18 protein-coding genes are annotated in these 18,819 nt (G+C 68.4%); 9 read left to right on the plus strand and 9 right to left on the minus strand.

From position 1 onward, the window contains the following. Nucleotides 1–199 precede the first annotated feature (199 nt). The 3 genes from FJM51_RS05865 to puuE are packed head-to-tail and all read right to left on the minus strand — an operon-like array spanning nt 200 to nt 2,966. On the minus strand, nt 200–697 hold the full coding sequence (locus FJM51_RS05865) for an ureidoglycolate lyase (protein WP_140453180.1): 498 nt from the start codon (nt 695–697) through the stop codon (nt 200–202). Next, a complete protein-coding gene (locus FJM51_RS05870) occupies nt 694–1,554 on the minus strand; it encodes a bifunctional allantoicase/(S)-ureidoglycine aminohydrolase (RefSeq protein WP_140453181.1) in 861 nt (286 codons plus the stop codon). Before FJM51_RS05870 ends, FJM51_RS05865 begins: the two co-directional genes overlap by 4 nt. Further along, nucleotides 1,551–2,966 carry an allantoinase PuuE gene (puuE, locus tag FJM51_RS05875; protein ID WP_140453182.1) on the minus strand — a complete coding sequence of 472 codons (1,416 nt, stop codon included), beginning with the start codon at nt 2,964–2,966 and terminating at the stop codon, nt 1,551–1,553. Before puuE ends, FJM51_RS05870 begins: the two co-directional genes overlap by 4 nt. A gap of 152 nt (nt 2,967–3,118) precedes the next feature. Between puuE and uraH the strand changes: the two genes are divergently transcribed. Continuing rightward, entirely contained in the window at nt 3,119–3,484 is a 366-nt protein-coding gene (gene uraH / locus FJM51_RS05880) for a hydroxyisourate hydrolase (RefSeq protein WP_140453183.1), read from the plus strand. A 73-nt stretch (nt 3,485–3,557) separates the two neighbouring features. Here the strand turns inward: uraH and FJM51_RS05885 are convergent, their stop codons facing one another. Next, nucleotides 3,558–4,472, minus strand: coding sequence for a LysR family transcriptional regulator (locus FJM51_RS05885; protein WP_140453184.1), 915 nt, complete (start codon nt 4,470–4,472; stop codon nt 3,558–3,560). Between the two features lie 255 nt (nt 4,473–4,727). Here FJM51_RS05885 and FJM51_RS05890 point away from each other — a divergent pair, with 255 nt between their 5' ends. After that, on the plus strand, nt 4,728–5,948 hold the full coding sequence (locus FJM51_RS05890) for a urate hydroxylase PuuD (RefSeq protein WP_140453185.1): 1,221 nt from the start codon (nt 4,728–4,730) through the stop codon (nt 5,946–5,948). Nucleotides 5,949–5,972: 24 nt separating this feature from the next. Here the strand turns inward: FJM51_RS05890 and FJM51_RS05895 are convergent, their stop codons facing one another. Further along, complete coding sequence (locus FJM51_RS05895; RefSeq protein WP_140453186.1) at nt 5,973–7,814, minus strand: glycoside hydrolase family 15 protein; 1,842 nt, start codon at nt 7,812–7,814, stop codon at nt 5,973–5,975. A 129-nt stretch (nt 7,815–7,943) separates the two neighbouring features. On the opposite strand from FJM51_RS05895, the gene FJM51_RS05900 reads away from it, so the two are divergent. Further along, the gene (locus FJM51_RS05900) at nt 7,944–8,207 is read left to right on the plus strand and encodes a hypothetical protein (protein WP_140453187.1); all 264 of its coding nucleotides are present in this window, start codon (nt 7,944–7,946) and stop codon (nt 8,205–8,207) included. Nucleotides 8,208–8,285: 78 nt separating this feature from the next. Here the strand turns inward: FJM51_RS05900 and clpA are convergent, their stop codons facing one another. Further along, on the minus strand, nt 8,286–10,610 hold the full coding sequence (gene clpA, locus FJM51_RS05905) for an ATP-dependent Clp protease ATP-binding subunit ClpA (RefSeq protein WP_140453188.1): 2,325 nt from the start codon (nt 10,608–10,610) through the stop codon (nt 8,286–8,288). A 194-nt stretch (nt 10,611–10,804) separates the two neighbouring features. Then, on the minus strand, nt 10,805–11,572 hold the full coding sequence (gloB, locus tag FJM51_RS05910; protein WP_140453189.1) for a hydroxyacylglutathione hydrolase: 768 nt from the start codon (nt 11,570–11,572) through the stop codon (nt 10,805–10,807). Between the two features lie 54 nt (nt 11,573–11,626). On the opposite strand from gloB, the gene FJM51_RS05915 reads away from it, so the two are divergent. From FJM51_RS05915 to FJM51_RS05940, 6 genes are read left to right on the plus strand one after another with little or no spacing between them, the layout of a single operon-like run. Next, nucleotides 11,627–12,595 carry a class I SAM-dependent methyltransferase gene (locus tag FJM51_RS05915; protein ID WP_140453190.1) on the plus strand — a complete coding sequence of 323 codons (969 nt, stop codon included), beginning with the start codon at nt 11,627–11,629 and terminating at the stop codon, nt 12,593–12,595. Continuing rightward, nucleotides 12,574–13,134 carry a F0F1 ATP synthase subunit delta gene (locus FJM51_RS05920; RefSeq protein ID WP_140453191.1) on the plus strand — a complete coding sequence of 187 codons (561 nt, stop codon included), beginning with the start codon at nt 12,574–12,576 and terminating at the stop codon, nt 13,132–13,134. The genes FJM51_RS05915 and FJM51_RS05920 overlap by 22 nt, the downstream gene beginning before the upstream one ends. After that, on the plus strand, nt 13,134–14,672 hold the full coding sequence (gene atpA, locus FJM51_RS05925; RefSeq protein ID WP_140453192.1) for a F0F1 ATP synthase subunit alpha: 1,539 nt from the start codon (nt 13,134–13,136) through the stop codon (nt 14,670–14,672). The genes FJM51_RS05920 and atpA overlap by 1 nt, the downstream gene beginning before the upstream one ends. Nucleotides 14,673–14,699: 27 nt before the next feature. Continuing rightward, nucleotides 14,700–15,578 carry a F0F1 ATP synthase subunit gamma gene (locus tag FJM51_RS05930; protein WP_140453193.1) on the plus strand — a complete coding sequence of 293 codons (879 nt, stop codon included), beginning with the start codon at nt 14,700–14,702 and terminating at the stop codon, nt 15,576–15,578. A gap of 27 nt (nt 15,579–15,605) precedes the next feature. Next, on the plus strand, nt 15,606–17,030 hold the full coding sequence (gene atpD / locus FJM51_RS05935; protein ID WP_140453194.1) for a F0F1 ATP synthase subunit beta: 1,425 nt from the start codon (nt 15,606–15,608) through the stop codon (nt 17,028–17,030). 16 nt (nt 17,031–17,046) lie between these two features. Next, on the plus strand, nt 17,047–17,448 hold the full coding sequence (locus tag FJM51_RS05940; protein WP_181164463.1) for a F0F1 ATP synthase subunit epsilon: 402 nt from the start codon (nt 17,047–17,049) through the stop codon (nt 17,446–17,448). Between the two features lie 294 nt (nt 17,449–17,742). Here the strand turns inward: FJM51_RS05940 and FJM51_RS05945 are convergent, their stop codons facing one another. Then, entirely contained in the window at nt 17,743–18,195 is a 453-nt protein-coding gene (locus FJM51_RS05945) for a hypothetical protein (RefSeq protein WP_140453195.1), read from the minus strand. A gap of 229 nt (nt 18,196–18,424) precedes the next feature. Further along, nucleotides 18,425–18,775 carry a DUF2794 domain-containing protein gene (locus FJM51_RS05950; protein ID WP_140453196.1) on the minus strand — a complete coding sequence of 117 codons (351 nt, stop codon included), beginning with the start codon at nt 18,773–18,775 and terminating at the stop codon, nt 18,425–18,427. Nucleotides 18,776–18,819 lie beyond the last annotated feature (44 nt).

Consider the following 18,819-nt stretch of genomic DNA (forward strand, 5'->3'; position numbering starts at 1 on the left):
GGTGCGAGTTTGTCCTTGTCACGGCGGTGACATCAATTCACGGTAACCAGAGTATGACCGAGCGGTGTGTGGCTCGGCGGTTTGTGTGAACCAGCGCCGTTCAGGGGTTGGGGTGTAGTACCGAGTTGTGTGTGAATGGTCGTGTTGTGCGGCGTAAGTGCCAGTTGTGAAGCGGTCTGAGGACAGGGGGGGCCTTGCTTCAGACCGCGTTCACGATCCAGGGTTCCGCGTAGGAAAATTCCTCGAGGTTGTTCCCGCCTCCCACCCGGTCCACGATCAGGAAATTCGACGCGCGGCCGAGCGGCGTCAGCACGCCGTGCCAGGTGTTCCTCAGATAGTTCACCCCCTGCCCGGGCGCCGTCAGGAAGGCGCGCGGCCGGCCGGGGACGCCGTTCTCGTCCGGCGCGACGATGACAAGGAACGGATCCTCCGTCATCGGCACGAAGGCCTGGCTGCCGAGCGGATGCCGCTCGACCAGGGTGAGTCGCAGCGGCAGCGCGTAGGGGCGGCCGAAGCCGATCGAGATGTTGGCGCGGGGGTTTCCCGGGCCGGTGAAGTCGAGCCGCGCGAGGTCGTGGTGGCGGTCGCACATGCCGCCGTTGATCCGGAAGCTCGGCGCGCCCCGCGCCTCGATCACGTCGCCGAAGGGCGCGAAGGCCTCCGGCGTCAGCGGTTCGGCGGCGATCTCGCGGCTCACCGGGGGAGCATCCCCTGGGGGCGCAGCCGCGCGTGCCGGTTCACGTCCTTGTAGAGCAGGTAGCGGAAGCGCCCCGGCCCGCCCGCGTAGCAGCCCTGCGGGCAGAAGGCGCGGAGCCACATGAAATCGCCGGCCTCGACCTCGACCCAGTCGCGGTTGAGCTTGTAGACCCCCTTGCCCTCGAGCACGTAGAGCCCGTGTTCCATCACATGGGTCTCGGTGAACGGGATCTCGGCGCCGGGCATCAGGTTCACGATCGTCACATGCATGTCCATGCGCATGTCGTCGTGGTCGAAGAAGCGCGTCGTGGTCCAGCGTCCGTCGGTGTCGGGCATCGGCGTGTTCTTCACGTCGCGCTCGTTGCCCACGATCGGATCGGGGAGGCCGAGCCCCTCGACCGGCTCGTAGGCCTTGCGAATCCAGTGGAAGCGCGACGGCTCGTCCTCGCGGTTGCGCGCGCTCCAGTCGGCGCCCGGCGGGATGAAGGCGTAGCCGCCCGGCTCCAGATGGTGCGTCTCGCCGCCGATCGTGAGGTCGAGGCCGCCCTGTAGCAGGAAGAGGCATCCCTCGGCGTCCGGATCGAGCTCCGGCCGGTCGCTGCCGCCGCCGGGCTGAACCTCCATGATGTATTGCGAAAAGGTCTCGGAGAAGCCCGACATCGGCCGGGCGATGATCCAGGCGCGCGTCTTTTCCCAGAAGGGCAGGGCGCTCGTCACGATATCGGTCATCACGCCGCGCGGGATGAAGGCGTAGGCCTCGGTGAAGACCGCGCGGCCCGAGAGCAGTTCGTGCTGGCCGGGCAGGCCGCCATAGGGCGCCCAGTAGCGCGGCAGGGGCTTCGTGGGGATATCCTTCATGGCAGCATGTCCTTGAGACGCAGGAGCGCGATCCGCTCGACCTGTTCGCAGGCGGTGGCGAATTCGGTGGGCTGGTCGTTGCCGAGCCGGCGCTTGAATTCGGCGAGAATGTCGGATTTGCCGAGGCCGCGCACCGCGATGATGAACGGGAAACCGAAGGTGGTCGCATAGGCCTCGTTGAGCGCGGTGAATTCCGCGCGCTCGGCGTCGGTCAGCGAATCGAGCCCGGCGCCGGCCTGTTCGGCGGTCGATTCGGCGGTCAGCCGCTTCGCCTGGGCGAGCTTGCCCGCGAGATCGGGATGGGCGGTCAGCACCGCCATCCGCTCCTGCTCCGAGGCGGAGCGGAAGGCGCGCGCCAGCGCGTTGTGCAGCCCGAGGGCGGAATCGTGCGCCGGGCCGAGTTCGAATTCGAAGGCGCGCTCGGCGATCCAGGGCGAATGCTCGAACACGCCGCCGAACCGCGCGACGAAGGCGTCGCGATCGAGCCGGCTCGGCAGGTCCCGGCGGGTGGGGGCGGGATGGACCTTCGCCCAGTGCTCGGCGATCTCGATCCGGCGCGGCGTCCAGACCTTCTCGTGGCTCAGCACGTAGTCGATGAACTTCGCGAGTCCCGCGGCCCGGCCCGGTCGGCCGACCAGGCGGCAGTGCAGGCCGACCGACATCATCTTCGGCGATCCCGCTTCCCCCTCGGCGTAGAGCACGTCGAACGTGTCCTTGAGGTAGCGGAAGAAATCCTCGGAAGTGCTCAGCGTGCCCGCGGAGAACCGCATGTCGTTGGTTTCGAGAGAATAGGGGATGATGAGCTGCGCGCGCCCGACATGCTCGCGCCAGTAGGGCAGGTCATCGTCATAGGTGTCCGAGACATAGTCGAACACCCCGGTCTCGCTCACCAGGTCGACCGTCTGGATCGAGGTCCGGCCGGTGTACCAGCCGCGCGGGGCCGCGCCCACGACCTCGGTGTGCAGCCGGATCGCCTCGGCGATGTCGGCCTGTTCCATCTCGGCCGTGTGGTTTCGGTAGTTGATCCACTTCAGCCCGTGGCTGGCGATCTCCCAGCCCGCCTCCTTCATCGCCGCGACCTGCTCCGGCGAGCGGGCGAGCGCCTCGGCGACGCCGTAGATCGTGAGCGGCACGCCCCGGGAGACGAACATCTCGCGCAGCCGCCAGAAGCCCGCGCGCGCGCCGTATTCGTACATCGACTCCATGTTCCAGTGCCGCTGCCCCGGCCAGGGCTCGGCGCCGGCGATGTCGCTCAGGAACGCCTCGGAGGCGGCGTCGCCGTGCAGCAGGCAGTTCTCGCCGCCTTCCTCGTAGTTCAGGACGAACTGGACCGCGATCTTCGCGCCGCCGGGCCACTGCGCCTTCGGGGGGTGGGCGCCATGGCCCCGCATGTTCCTGGGATAACGATTCATGCCTGGCCCCCATGCCTGTCCTCTCCGGTCCCTCTTAATGAATCCGATCGGCCTTGCCTTTCAAAAAGTTCTTGAAGCAATTTTCGGCGAGCCGGGGCTGGCCCTCGGGCGCGCGCCGGGGCAGGCTCGGTCCGGACAGCGGAGGGAGCGCGATGGCGGGAAGCGAAGGCTATGTGACGACCCATGTGCTCGACGCGGCGCGCGGATGCCCCGCGGAGGGGATGACGATCGAACTCTACCGGATCGCGGGCGAGACCCGCGCGCTGCTCCGGACGGTGGTGACCAACGCGGACGGGCGGACCGACGCGCCGGTGATTCCGAAGGGCGAGGCGGAACGCGGCGTCTACGAGCTCGTCTTCCACGCCGGCGCCTATCTCGACGCCGCGGGCGTGGCGACGGAGAGCCCGAAGTTCCTCGACCTCATCCCGATCCGCTTCGGCGTCGCCGATCCCGCCGCGCATTACCACGTGCCGCTGCTGCTCTCGCCCTACAGCTACTCGACCTACCGGGGCAGCTGAGGCGCCGGGGGAGGGGCGGACAGATGTCCGCCCTACAAGTCGGGTAGGGCGGACATCTGTCCGCCATCCTCCGTCACCCCCCGCCCGCGGCGAGTTCGGCGCGGCAGGCGCGGACCATGAAGTCGATGAAGACGCGGGCCTTCGGATCCTGCAGGCGCTTGTGCGGGTAGAGGAGCGCCAGCGTCACGTCGAAGGGCGGCGTCTCGGTCGCGACCGGGACCAGCCGGCCGGCCTCGAGATGGGCGGCGACCTCGAACCGGGGTTTCAGGATGATGCCGTGGCCGGCGAGCGCCCAGCCGGTCAGCACGTCGCCGTCGTCCGATTCATAGGCGCCCCCGACCTCGAACCGGCGCGGCCCCTCCGGTGTGGAGAGCGTCCAGACGAATTCCTGCGCGCCGGGAAAGCGCAGCAGCAGGCAGTCATGCCCCCCCTCGACCAGTTCGCGCCCGTTTCTCGGCATTCCCCGCCGCGCCACATAGGCGGGCGAGGCGCAGAGGAGCCGCGGGCATTCGGCGATCGGGCGGATGCGCAGGCTCGATTCCTCGGGCGTGCCGAGGAAGAAGGCGAGGTCGAGCGCCTCCGCCGTCAGGTCGAGCCGCCGGTCCGAGAGCCGCAGCCGGATGTCGACATTGGGATAGCGCGCGCGGAAGTCGGGAATGAGCGGCGCGACCAGGCGCTTGCCGATGCCGAGCGGCGCGGCGACATGGAGCGAGCCGCGCGGATTGCGCGCTGCGTCGGCGATCGCCGTTTCCGCCTCCTCGATCGCTTCGAGGATGCGCCGCGCGCCCTTGTAGAAGATCCCGCCCTGCTCGGTCGGCTGCAGGCTCCGCGTGGTGCGCGAGAAGAGCCGCGTACCGAGATGTTTCTCGAGCTCCCCGATCCGCGCGCTCGCCACCGCCGCCGAAACCCGCTGGTCGCGGGCCGCCGCCGACATGCTGCCGAGTTCGTAGACGCGCACGAAGGTCTTGAGGTTGTTGATATAGGACATCTGTCTGGCACGCTCTCGGATCTTGCTTCCATTCGTGGACCTCGTTCGCCGTCCGCGCAAGATTTCAGGGCCGCTCCCCATCCGGCCCGCGGCGTGCGATGGCTGGATCGGGAGGCGAGATCCGGCCGCGCCTCGCGGCCCGCGTACCCGCTGCCCGGCGGATCTTCAGGGAATGGCTGAAACTGCCGCGAATTTTACCGCGCTTGCGAGAGAACCGGTTTCTGTCAAGGTGGTGGGGCAAGCTGGAGGGTATGCATGTACGATTTCGCCATTGTCTGGGACTGGCTCGCCTTCGCCGTGCGCTGGCTCCATGTAATCACCGGCATCGCCTGGATCGGGTCGTCCTTCTACTTCGTGGCCCTTGATCTCGGGCTGCGCAAGACACCCGACCTGCCACCGGGCGCCCATGGCGAGGAATGGCAGGTCCATGGCGGCGGCTTCTACCATATCCAGAAATACCTCGTCGCGCCCGAGCGGCTGCCCGAGCGGCTCGTCTGGTTCAAGTGGGAAAGCTACGTGACCTGGCTCTCCGGCTTCGCGATGCTCTGCGTCGTCTACTACGCCGGCGCGAACCTCTTCCTGATCGATCCCGCGGTGCTCGACGTCTCGGCGCCGGTGGCGATCCTGATCTCGATGGTCTCGCTCAGCGTCGGCTGGCTGGCCTATGACTTCCTCTGCAAGTCGAAGCTCGCCGAGACGCCGACCACGCTCATGATCCTGCTCTTCGGCGTGCTCGTCGTGATGGCCTGGATCTACGTGCACCTCTTCACCGGCCGCGCGGCCTTGCTTCATCTCGGCGCCTTCACCGCGACGATCATGACGGCGAACGTGTTCTTCGTCATCATGCCGAACCAGCGCGTCGTGGTGGCGGACCTCAAGGCGGGCCGTACCCCTGATCCGAAATACGGCAAGATCGCGAAGCTGCGTTCGACGCACAACAACTACCTGACGCTTCCCGTCCTGTTCCTGATGCTGTCCAACCACTATCCGCTGGCCTTCGCCACGGAATACAACTGGATCATCGCCTGTCTCGTCTTCCTGATGGGCGTGCTGATCCGGCACTATTTCAACACTGTGCATGCCCATAAGGGCAATCCGACCTGGACCTGGCTCGTCGCCGCGATCATCTTCGTCCTCATCATGTGGCTCTCGAGCCAGCCCGGCAGCGACCGGCCGGAACTCGCGATGTCGCCGCTCGACCAGAAATTCGCCTCGGCCCAGGGGTTCGATCAGGTGGCCGACACGGTGCTGACGCGCTGCTCGATGTGCCACGCGCCGGAGCCGGGATGGGAGGGCATCCACCGCGCGCCCAAGGACGTCGTGCTCGACACGCCCCAGCGCGTTGCTCAGCACGCGCGCGAGATCTACCTGCAGGCGGGCGTCAGCCATGCGATGCCCCCGGCCAACATCACCGAGATCCAGCCGGAAGAGCGCAAGCTGATCGTCGAGTGGTACCGCGCCGCGACCGCGGGGTGACACGGGGCCGCGGGCGGTCCGGGCTCACGCCTCGGCCGGCGCGGCGCTGGGCGAGCGTTCCTCCGCTCCCGCCTCGTTCGCGAGACGGATCGCCGAGGTGACCAGCGCGACGTGGGAGAAGGCCTGAGGGAAGTTGCCGAGCTGTCGCCCGGCCTCCGGATCGTATTCCTCGGCCAGAAGCCCGAGATCGTTGCGCAGATCGAGCAGCCGTTCGAAGAGCGCGCGCGCCTTCCGCCGCCGGCCGAGCATGCCATAGGCGTCCGCGAGCCAGAAGCTGCAGGCGAGGAAGACGCCCTCCCGGCCCGCCACCCCGTCGTCGGTCTCCTGGGTGTCGTAGCGGCGCACGAGCCCGTCGACCATCAGTTCGCGCTCGATCGCGGCGACGGTGCCCCGGAACCGCGGATCCGAGGCGGGAAGGAAGCCCAGCGCCGGCAGGAGCAGCAGGCTCGCGTCGAGTTCCTGGCCGCCATAGACCTGAACGAAGCAGTTCCGCGCCGAATCAAAGCCGCGGCGGCAGACATCAGCGTGGATCGTGTCACGCAGCCGCCGCCAGTGTTCGACCGGGCCGGGGAGGCCGAAGTTTTCCACGCTGCGGATACAGCGGTCCACCGCGACCCAGGCCATCGCCTTGGAATAGGTGAATTGCCGCCTTTCCGAGCGGATTTCCCACAGGCCGGCGTCGGGCTGGCGCCAGATCTTCTCGAGATGCGCGATCATCGCGGATTGCAGCGCCCAGCCCGGCTCGCTCTCCGGCAGGCCGCCGGCGCGGGCCTGGTGCAGCGCGTCCATCACCTCGCCGAATACGTCGAGCTGGAGCTGCGCATGCGCGGCGTTGCCGATCCGGACGGGCCTGGAGCCGGCATAGCCGGCGAGCCAGGGCGCCTCCCATTCCCGCAGGCGCCGTTCGCCCGCCAGCCCGTACATGATGCTGAGCTGATCCGGCCGGCCGGCGGCCGCGCGCAGCAGCCAGTCGCGCCAGGCGCGGGCCTCGTCGTAATAGCCGCCGTCCATCAGCGCGATCAGCGTCAGCGTCGCGTCGCGCAGCCAGCAGTAGCGGTAGTCCCAGTTCCGCGCCCCGCCGATCGCCTCGGGGAGCGAGGTCGTCGGGGCGGCGACGATGCCGCCGGTCGGCGCGTAGGTCAGCGCCTTCAGCGTGACGAGCGAGCGCGTCACCGCCTCCCCCGCCCGTTCGCCGAGCGCCTTCCGGACCTTGCCGGCCGCTTCGCAGCGGGAGGACCAGTCGCGCCAGAAGGCCTCCGTCGCGCGCAGCGCCTCGCGCGGGTCGGCCGGAGCCGGCACCTCCTGGTAGGAGGGCGCGTAGCTGAGCGTGAAGGGGATCTCCTCGCCCTCGCCGACCTCGAACTCGGCGATGGTGCGTTCGTTCTCGCCCCGGGTCTCGACCGCGGTGCTCAGCACCGTCATGTGCGGCCCGCCGATCGCGAGAAGCACCCGCCGGCCCGCCACCTCGGCGCGGCGCACCCAGGGCACGATCTTGCCGTAGTCGAAGCGCAGCGACAGCTCCATCCGCATCCGGACCCGGCCCCGGCGCCCCCGCAGCAGCCGCGTCAGGTCGCAGCCGGCGGCGCCGGGAGGCATGAAGTCGATCAGCTCCACCACGCCCTCCTCCGTCTCGAACCGGGTCTCGAGGATCGGGGAGCCGTCGAGGTAGCGGCGCGAGGCGGCCTCGCCTCCATCGCGCGGCCCGATCAGCCAGCGGCCGTTCTCGGGGCCCCCGACCAGGGCCGCGAAGACGCTGTCGGAATCGAACCTCGGCAGGCAGAGCCAGTCGATCGAGCCGTCCCGCCCGACCAGGGCCGCTGTCCGGCAATCGCCGATCATCCCGTAGCTTTCGATTGGCGCGGACATTCGTCACCCTTTCTTCGCTTCGTTTCAGCCGCTTCTCTCTGGAACGACGCGGACCGCCGAGGGGTTTCCGCTCCGAGGCGAGATGAGGGGCCCGGGACCGCCTCCCGGGCAGGACGGGAGAGAGCGGAGATGGATGAGAAGCGGCTGATGATGATCGAGGCGCGCGCCGCCGCCCAGACGAGGCTCATCGCGATGGTGATCGCGGAACTCGACAGGCAGGGCGGCGCGGATCGGCTCTGGGAGCATCTGGAGGAGCGCGAGGTGTTTCAGGGCGGGGAGGAGGATCCCGGCGTCGTCCCGAGCGAGGCCTACGCGTTCGAGGCGGCCGTGGCGGAGGAGATGCGCCGCGTGATCGAGGCGGCGCGCGGCTTCGCCGGCCGGTTCCCGTCCTGAGTGGGCGCGGCGGAGCGCCCCGCACAGAAGAAAGGCCGGTCCCGAGGGGCCGGCCTTCGATCCTCGCGCGCGCCGCGCTTACTCCGCGGTGAGAAGCGGCGGCTTCTTCGAGCCGATCCGGGGCGTGCCGGTCGGATGGATCTCGAGTTCCAGCTTGCCGTCGCGCACCACGACCTCGACGAGACCACCCTTGGCGAGCTTGCCGAAGAGCAGTTCCTCGGCCAGCGGCTTCTTGATGTTCTCCTGGATCACACGGCCGAGCGGGCGCGCGCCCATCTTGTCGTCATAGCCCTTGTCGGCGAGCCATTCGGCCGCTTCCGGTGACAGTTCGATCTGCACGTTGCGGTCCAGAAGCTGCGCCTCGAGCTGGAGGACGAATTTCTCGACCACCTGCAGGATCACCTCCTTCGGCAGCGAGCCGAAGCTGATGACCGCGTCGAGCCGGTTGCGGAACTCCGGCGAGAAGGTACGTTCGACGGCGACGGTATCCTCGCCCTCGCGCCGCTCCCGGCCGAAGCCGAGCGCGTTCTTCGCCTGCTCCGTCGCGCCCGCGTTCGAGGTCATGATCAGGACGACGTTGCGGAAATCGACGGTCCGGCCGTTGTGGTCGGTGAGCTTCCCGTTGTCCATCACCTGCAGCAGGATGTTGTAGACGTCCGGATGCGCCTTCTCCATCTCGTCGAGCAGCAGCACGCAATGCGGATGCTGGTCCACGCCGTCGGTCAGAAGCCCGCCCTGGTCGAAGCCGACATAGCCCGGAGGCGCGCCGATCAGGCGGCTCACCGTGTGCTTCTCCATGTATTCCGACATGTCGAAGCGCAGCAGTTCCACGCCGAGGGTCTGGGCGAGCCGCTTCGCAACCTCGGTCTTGCCGACGCCGGTCGGGCCGGTGAAGAGATAGTTGCCGATCGGCTTCTCCGGCTCGCGCAGGCCGGCGCGGGAGAGCTTGATCGCCGAGGCCAGCGCCTCGATCGCCTTGTCCTGACCGAAGACGAGCCGCTTCAGGGTCTTGTCGAGATCCTTCAGCACCTCGGCGTCGTCCTTCGAGACGTTCTTCGGCGGGATCCGGGCGATCTTGGCCACCACCGCCTCGATCTCCTTCGAGGTGATCGTCTTGCGCCGCTTGCTCTCGGGCAGCAGGTGCTGCGCCGCGCCCGCCTCGTCGATCACGTCGATCGCCTTGTCGGGCAGCTTGCGGTCATGGATGTAGCGCGCCGACAGGTCCACCGCCGACTTGATGGCGTCGAGCGTGTAGCGGATGTCGTGGTGCTCCTCGAAATAGGGTTTCAGGCCCTTGAGGATCCGGAAGGCATCCTCGACGCTCGGCTCGTTCACGTCGATCTTCTGGAAGCGCCGCGCCAGCGCGCGATCCTTCTCGAAATGCTGGCGGTACTCCTTGTAGGTCGTGGAGCCCATGCAGCGCAGCGTTCCCGACTGAAGCGCGGGCTTCAGCAGGTTCGAGGCGTCCATCGCGCCGCCCGAGGTCGCGCCGGCGCCGATCACCGTGTGGATTTCGTCGATGAAGAGGATCGCGTTCGGGTGGTTCTCCAGCTCCTTCATCACGGCCTTCAGCCGCTCCTCGAAATCGCCGCGGTAGCGGGTGCCGGCGAGCAGCGCGCCCATGTCGAGCGAGTAGATCGTCGTGTCCGCGAGCACGCCCGGCGTCTCGCCGTCGACGATCTTGCGCGCGAGGCCCTCCGCGATCGCGGTCTTGCCGACGCCCGGGTCGCCCACGAGCAGCGGATTGTTCTTGCGGCGGCGGCACAGCACCTGGATGCAGCGCTCCACTTCGAGGTCACGGCCGATCAGCGGATCGACGTCGCCCTTGCGGGCCTTCTCGTTCAGGTCGACGCAATACTTCTGCAACGCGGTCTCCTCGGCCTCCTTGCCACTCTGTGCCTGAGCTTTGGGTTCGGGCGCCGCCTCGGCGCCCTTGACCGGCCGCGACTCGACATAGGACGGATCCTTGGCGACGCCGTGGCTGATGTAGTTGACCGCGTCGTAACGCGTCATGTCCTGTTCCTGCAGGAAGTAGGCCGCGTGGCTCTCCCGCTCGGCGAAGATCGCGACGAGCACGTTCGCGCCCGTCACCTCCGAGCGTCCGGAGCTCTGCACATGGATGGCGGCGCGCTGGATCACCCGCTGGAAGCCCGTCGTCGGCGCGGCCTCGGAGCCTTCGATGTCCGAGATGAGCGCCTCGAGCTCCTCGTCGAGGAAGGCGACGATCGTCTTCCTGAGCTTTTCGATGTCGACGCCGCAGGCCTTCATGACGCGGGAGGCCTCGGGTTCGTCGAGAAGCGCGAGAAGCAGGTGCTCGAGCGTGGCGAGTTCGTGCTTACGCTGGTTGGCATGCCCGAGGGCATTGTGGATGGCGGCTTCCAGAGTGCTCGAGAAAGAGGGCATAGTCCGCGTCCTTCCGGTATGTTCCCGCCGACCTCCCGGCCAGCTCGGGCAGGGTAGAGGAGGTCCTACCCGTCACCTGTTAAACTTCGGTTTTAGTCCATGCGCTTCAAGGGTCGAGTATGACGGCTTGACGACGAAAGCGCAAAAAGAATGCAGTTCGCCGGAGGGGCTGCGCGAAGAAATGCTGCGGCTGCTCAGAATGAATCCTTGCGGCGCCGGATCGCGGCGAAAACTTGTGCATCCGATGAACTAGGCATGCCGAGCTCCGCCTTCAAGGCCGGGTCAACCGCGCGTAAGAACGGGTTTGTCCGGCGCTCGAGGTCGAGGCGCGCGGGAACCGTCGGCTCGCCCCGCGCCCGGACCCGGGCGATCTCCGCCGCCCGGTCGCGGGTCGGGGCGTGGCCGGGGTCTAGTGCGCGCGCGAAGGCCATGTTGGCCTCGGCGTATTCGTGGCCGGAATAGACCAAAGTCTCCCCCGGCAGGGCCGCCATGCGCCCGAGGCTGTCCCACATCTGCTCCGGGCTCCCCTCGAAGAGCCGCCCGCAGCCCATGACCATCAGGCTGTCGGCGGAGAAGAGCGCCGGCCCGTCCGGGAAGAAGTAGGCGATATGCCCGATCGTGTGACCGGGAACCTCCATCACGTTTCCGAGCGCCTCGCCGACGGCGACGGTGTCGCCCCCGACCACCGCCCGGTCGAGACGGGGCAGCCGGTAGCGGTCGGCTTCCGCGCCGACGACCTCGGGATCGAAGGCGGAGCGCAGGTCCTCGACCCCGGCGACGTGGTCGTCGTGGTGATGCGTGATGAGGATCATGTCGAGCGTCCAGCCCCGCGCCGCGAGCGCCGCGCGGATCGGCGCCGCCTCGGGCGCGTCGACGAGCGCGACGGTGCCGGTCGCGATGTCGCGCAGCAGATAGGCGTAATTGTCGGTCCGGCAGGGAACGGTGACGATTTCGAGCGCCATGGCGGCCTCCTTCTTGGCTTGGCGCCAGTCTGGCGGATCGGCTAAGGTCCGGCAATGCATCTGGATGTGCTGGATCTGCGGGCGTTCTACTACAGGACCAAGCTGGGCCGTTCGGCGCAGCGGGGCCTGCAGGAAGCGCTGCGCCGGTTCTGGCCCGATACCCGGGGGCTGACCGTCGCGGGCTTCGGCTTCGCCGCGCCGGTGCTGCGCCCCTTCCTCGGCGAGGCGCGGCGGGTCCTCGCGCTCATGCCGGCGCAGCAGGGCGTGATGCCCTGGCCCGCCGGCGGGCCGAGCGTCAGCGCGCTGGTCGAGGAGACGCGCTGGCCGATCGAGGCGGGCTGCGTCGACCGGCTGGTGGTCATGCACGGGCTGGAGGCCTGCGACAGCCCCCCGGCGCTGCTCGCGGAGATCTGGCGGGTACTCGCGCCGGGCGGGCAGGTCGTCTTCATCGTCCCGAACCGGTCCGGCCTCTGGGCGCGGCGAGATGTCACGCCCTTCGGCTTCGGCCGGCCCTACAGCTTCGGGCAGCTCGAGACGCTGCTCGGCCGCAACCGCTTCCTGCCCGAGCGCCACGCAACCGCGCTCCACAGCCCGCCGTCGCACCGGCGCTTCTGGCTGCAGACCGCGCATTTCTGGGAGATGCTGGGCCGCCGCTTCAACGCCCAGTTCATGGGCGGCGCGCTGCTCGTCGAGGCGACGAAGCAGGTCTACGGACGCCCGCCGCCGGAGGGCGCGCGCGTCGCCGTTCCCCGCCCGCTCGACGTGTTCGGCGGGCTGACGCGGCCCAGTCCGGAGCCGGTGGCCGGCCGCGCGGCGGCCGCGCGCGACGGCCCGCCGCGGCCGCGTTCAAAGGGCGTTTCGGCGGGGATCCCCGACTTGCCACCACTTCACCGCTCTGTTATCACCGCGCCGGCTTGGCAAGGGCGGGATCCAGACCGGCGGGGCGTTTTCGCGCCCTCCGCCCCGGGGGGCCGGAAGACACTGGAACGAAAGGGTGGTTTGTGGCCAGCTCAGCTTCACTGACCTCGGGAGTAGCGGGACGCTACGCGACTGCGCTGTTCGAAATCGCCAAGGAATCAAACGCCCTGGATCAGGTCGAGGCTGACCTCGTCGCGCTCGACGCGGCGCTCGCGGAGAGCGCCGATCTGCGCGAGGCGGTGACCTCGCCGGTCTTCAGCCGCGAGGATCTCGGCGCCGCGGTGACGGCGCTCGCCGCCAGGATGGGCCTCGGGCCCGCGGTGACCAACACGCTGCGGCTCATGGCGCACAATCGCCGCCTCTTCGTCCTCGCAGGCTTCATCTCGCAGGTGCGCGCGCTGATCGCGGACGATCGCGGCGAGATCACCGCCGAGGTGACGGCGGCCAAGCCGCTGACCAAGGGTCAGACCGAGGCGCTCAGCGAGAAGCTCCGGGCGAGCGTCGGCAAGGACGTCAAGCTCAATGTAACAGTCGATGAGAGCCTCATCGGCGGACTGGTGGTGAAGGTCGGCTCGCGCATGATCGACACCTCGATCCGCTCGAAGCTGGCTCATCTGCGGAATGTCATGAAAGAGGTCGGATAATGACGATCCAAGCCGCTGAAATTTCTGCGATCCTCAAGGAGCAGATCAAGAATTTCGGCCAGGAGGCCGAGGTCGCGGAGGTGGGTCGCGTCCTGTCCGTAGGCGACGGCATCGCGCGCGTGCACGGGCTCGACAACGTCCAGGCCGGCGAGATGGTGGAGTTCCCGGGCGGTATCCGCGGCATGGCGCTGAACCTCGAGGCCGACAACGTCGGCGTCGTGATCTTCGGCACCGACCGTGACATCGGCGAGGGCGACGTCGTCAAGCGCACCCAGTCGATCGTGGACGTCCCCGTCGGCAAGGGCCTGCTCGGCCGCGTGGTCGACGCGCTCGGCAACCCGATCGACGGCAAGGGCCCGGTCGAGTACACCGAGCGCCGGATCGCCGACGTGAAGGCGCCGGGCATCATTCCGCGCAAGTCGGTGCACGAGCCGATGGCGACCGGCCTCAAGGCCATCGACGCGCTGATCCCGATCGGCCGCGGCCAGCGCGAGCTGATCATCGGCGACCGCCAGACCGGCAAGACCGCCGTGGCGCTCGACGCGATCCTGAACCAGAAGTCCTACAACGAGGCCGCCGGCGCCGACGAGGGCAAGAAGCTCTACTGCGTCTACGTCGCGGTCGGCCAGAAGCGCTCCACGGTCGCGCAGCTCGTGAAGAAGCTCGAGGAGACGGGCGCGATCGAATATTCGATCGTCGTCGCCGCCACCGCTTCCGAGCCGGCGCCGATGCAGTATCTCGCTCCCTACGCCGCCTGCGCGATGGCCGAGTATTTCCGTGACAACGGGATGCACGGGCTCATCGTATACGATGACCTTTCCAAGCAGGCCGTGGCCTATCGCCAGATGTCGCTGCTGCTCCGCCGTCCGCCCGGGCGCGAAGCCTATCCGGGCGACGTCTTCTACCTGCATTCGCGCCTGCTCGAGCGCGCGGCCAAGCTCAACGACGACAACGGCAACGGCTCGCTGACGGCGCTTCCGATCATCGAGACCCAGGCCGGCGACGTCTCGGCCTACATCCCGACCAACGTGATCTCGATCACCGACGGCCAGATCTTCCTCGAATCCGAGCTGTTCTACCAGGGCATCCGCCCGGCGGTGAACGTCGGCCTCTCGGTCAGCCGCGTCGGCTCCTCGGCGCAGACCAAGGCGATGAAGTCGGTCGCGGGCTCGATCAAGCTCGAACTCGCGCAGTACCGCGAGATGGCCGCCTTCGCCCAGTTCGGCTCCGATCTCGACGCGGCGACGCAGCGCCTCTTGAACCGCGGCGCGCGGCTGACCGAGCTCCTGAAGCAGCCGCAGTACTCGCCGCTCACCAATGCCGAGCAGGTCGTCGTGATCTACGCGGGCACGCACGGCTATCTCGACAAGCTGCCGGTGAAGGATGTCGGCCGGTTCGAGCGGGGGCTGCTCAGCCATCTGCGCGGTACCGACTCGGCGCTGCTCGAGGAGCTTCGGGACAACGATCAGAAGATCGCCGGGGAGATCGAGAACAAGATCAAGGCCTCGCTGGACAATTTCGCGAAGTCTTTCGCCTGAGCCGCGACCTAGAGGAGAGCGCGGCCCATGCCGAGCCTTAAGGACCTGAAAATCCGGATCGAGAGCGTCAAGTCGACGCGCAAGATCACCAAAGCCATGCAGATGGTCGCGGCGGCGAAGCTCCGCCGCGCCCAGGAAGCGGCCGAGGCGGCCCGTCCCTATGCCGAGCGGATGGAAGCGGTGCTCGGCAACCTCGCCGCCGGCGTGGCCTCGAGCCCGACGGCGCCGCGGCTTCTTGGCGGGACCGGCGGCGATCAGGTGCATCTCCTGGTCGTCGCCACCTCCGAGCGCGGTCTCTGCGGCGGCTTCAACAGCGCGATCGTCAAGCTCGCCCGCGCGAAGGCGCGGACGCTGCTCGCGCAGGGCAAGACGGTCAAGATCCTGACCGTCGGCAAGAAGGGCCGCGAGCAGCTTCGGCGCGACATGAGCGACTATCTCGTCGGTCACGTCGACCTCTCGGAGGTCAAGAAGCTCGGCTATCTCGACGCGCAGCGGATCGCCACGGATCTGCTGCACCGCTTCAATCACGGCGAGTTCGACGTCTGCACGATCTTCTTCAACCGCTTCGTCTCGGTGATCAGCCAGGTCCCGACCGAGCGGCAGCTGATCCCGGCGAGCTTCGAGGCCGGAGCCGGGGACATGGGCGCGGCGGCGCAGTATGAATACGAGCCCGACGAGGAAGCGATCCTCGCGGATCTCCTGCCGCGCGGCGTTGCGACCCAGGTCTTCACGGCGCTGCTCGAGAACGCGGCTTCCGAGCAAGGCGCGCGGATGAGCGCGATGGACAATGCGACACGCAACGCGGGCGATATGATCGGCAAGCTGACGATCCTCTACAACCGCTCGCGCCAGGCGGCGATCACGAGCGAGCTCATCGAGATCATTTCGGGCGCCGAGGCGCTCTAAGGAACGGAAAGACGGGGAACCGCGCAAATGACACAACCAGTCGGCAAGATCACCCAGGTCATCGGCGCCGTGGTCGACGTTCAGTTCGACGGCCATCTGCCCGAGATCCTGAACGCGCTGGAAACGGACAACCGCGGCAACCGCCTCGTGCTCGAGGTGGCGCAGCATCTCGGCGAGTCGACCGTCCGTGCCATCGCGATGGACTCGACGGAGGGCCTGGTGCGCGGCGCGGTCGTCACCGACACCGGCAAGGCGATCCAGGTTCCGGTGGGCGACGGCACGCTCGGCCGCATCCTCAACGTCGTCGGCGAGCCGGTGGACGAGAAGGGTCCGGTCGAGGCGACCGAATACCGCCCGATTCACCGCGCGGCCCCGGACTTCTCCGACCAGTCGACCGAATCCGAGATCCTCGTCACCGGCATCAAGGTGATCGACCTGCTCGCGCCCTACGCGAAGGGCGGCAAGATCGGCCTCTTCGGCGGCGCCGGCGTGGGCAAGACCGTGCTCATCCAGGAGCTCATCAACAACATCGCCAAGGTGCATTCGGGCTATTCCGTGTTCGCCGGCGTCGGTGAGCGCACCCGCGAGGGCAACGACCTCTACCACGAGTTCATCGAATCGGGCGTCATCGACGCGAACGACCTGACGAAGTCGAAGGTGGCGCTGGTCTATGGCCAGATGAACGAGCCGCCGGGGGCCCGCGCCCGCGTCGCCCTCTCGGGCCTGACGCTCGCCGAGCAGTTCCGCGACCAGTCGGGCACCGACGTGCTCTTCTTCGTCGACAACATCTTCCGCTTCACCCAGGCGGGTTCCGAGGTGTCGGCGCTTCTGGGCCGCATTCCCTCCGCCGTGGGCTACCAGCCGACGCTCGCGACCGACATGGGCGCGCTGCAGGAGCGGATCACCTCGACGCGGAACGGCTCGATCACGAGCGTCCAGGCGATCTACGTGCCCGCCGACGACCTCACCGACCCGGCGCCGGCGACCTCCTTCGCCCATCTCGACGCGACGACCGTGCTTTCGCGCGCGATCTCGGAGCTCGGCATCTACCCGGCGGTGGACCCGCTCGACTCGACCTCGCGTCTGCTGGACCCGATGGTGATCGGCGAGGAGCATTACGAGACGGCGCGCGCCGTGCAGGGCATCCTGCAGCGCTACAAGTCGCTCCAGGACATCATCGCCATCCTCGGCATGGACGAGCTTTCGGAAGAGGACAAGCTGACCGTGGCCCGCGCCCGGAAGATCCAGCGCTTCCTCTCGCAGCCCTTCGACGTGGCGCAGGTATTCACCGGCTCGCCCGGCGTGCAGGTGCCGCTCGAGGAGACGATCGACTCGTTCAAGCGCGTCGTCGCGGGCGAGTTCGACCATCTGCCGGAAGCGGCCTTCTACATGGTCGGCGGCATCAACGAGGTGATCGCCAAGGCCGAGAAGATGGCCGCGGCCGCGGCCTGAGGAAGGAACGCCGAACGTGGCCACCACGATGCATTTCGATCTGGTCAGCCCCGAGCGCAAGGTCGTCTCGGTCGAGGCCAGCATGGTGCAGATCCCGGGCGCGGACGGCGATCTGACCGCCATGCCCAATCACGCGCCCTTCCTGACCACGCTCCGTCCGGGCGTGGTCAAGGTGACCGCCGCGGGGCAGGTCAGCGAATACGTCGTCACCGGCGGTTTCGCCGAGGTTTCCCCGACCGCGACCTCGATTCTCGCGGAACAGGCGATGCCGAGGGAGGAAGTCACGGCGGATCTTCTGGACCAGCTCCAGAAGAGCGCCGAGGCCGCGCTGGCCGAGACTTCGGGCGATGAGGAAAAGGGCGCAGCCGACACGCGCCTGCGCGACATCGCGCAGCTGAAGCGCACGCTCCGCCTCTGACTCCCGAAAGGGACGCAGCCGTTCAAGAGGCCCCGCCAAGGCGGGGCCTTCTTCGTTTCGATCTCCGCGACGGAGGGCGAAGAAGGCACCCAAGTCGCTCCCCGGGGTCATGTCCGCCGCGGTCAAGGCGCGCCGGGTCGGCGAGCCCGATTCTCGACCTGGCACACGCGATCGCTCCTGAACCCGAGCGCAACCATCGGCCGCGCGCCACCCGGGGCGGTTTCGACGAGATGACGCGCCTCATGGAACCGGCGATCCGGCATACGCTCCGACGCCGCTCGCGAGAGCCGCTGCCTAACCCGGACGGAACATGAAGGCGGCGGCGACGATCAGCGCGGCGATCAGGACGCCGATCGCGCAGGCGAGAATCACCGGACCCATTCCCCGCGGTTCCGGCGGGTCGCCCTTGATCACGCGCGGCAGATCCTCCGGCCGCGACGCGGGCCGGGGAGGACGCCAGTCGCTCATGGCCGGCGCGGTCGGGACGAAGGCGGGCTCGCCGCCCCCTTCGTCCGGCACGGGGGAAGCCTCCCCCCCCCGCGCGGCGCCCGCCTGGCCGGGGCCGAAGACCGGCGCGGCCTCGGCCTCGGCGGCTGGCGGAGACGGCTCGGCGAGGGCGACGCCGCCGGGGCCGAAGAACGGAGCCCGCAGATCTTCCTCGCCATCGGGAAGGCTCCAGTGCGGAACGAAGACCTCGTCCTCCGTGACCACCCTGGCAGGTGCGCGACGCGGCGGAGCCTCGTCCACTGATCGATCGTCCGCCGACGGGGCACCACCCGCCGCGGACCTTGTTGCGACATATCGGCTCACAGAACCACACCCCACTCCACGATGCGCCGCCCGCGAAGGCGCCGGGAACCCGACCCGTCTGGAGAGTATGACAGTTTCCGCGGTCTCCGAAGCATTATTTCGCCCGGGCCGAAGGCGCCACGCCGCCCATTCCCGGCAGGGTTAACCGCTCGCGCGGATTCGGGGCTCAGACCGCCCGGATCAGCTTCCGGTCGAAGATCCGCAGCACGGTCGCGAGGTCGTTGCCGCGCTTCAGGATTTGGCCGTCGAGCCCGATCACCGCGTACTGACCCTGCCGCGCCGCGAGTTTCGGCCGCTTCTCGATCCGGTAGAGCGGCTGCTCGGCGGTGTGCCGGAAGACGGAGAACACCGCGACGTCGCGCAGCATCGAGATGCCGTAATCCCGCCAGAAACCGGCCGCGACCATGCGGCCATAAAGCCCGAGGATCACCGAAAGCTCGAGGCGGTGAAAGCTGACCCGGTCGCCCGGAGTGGGAAAGGTCGCGATATCCGCGGAATGCGCCATGGAAACGAGCATGGCCGCCCCCGCCGGTTTTGGCAAGCGCCCGATCCGCCGGCGCC

This window comes from Amaricoccus solimangrovi (genome assembly GCF_006385685.1).
Lineage (GTDB): Bacteria > Pseudomonadota > Alphaproteobacteria > Rhodobacterales > Rhodobacteraceae > Amaricoccus > Amaricoccus solimangrovi.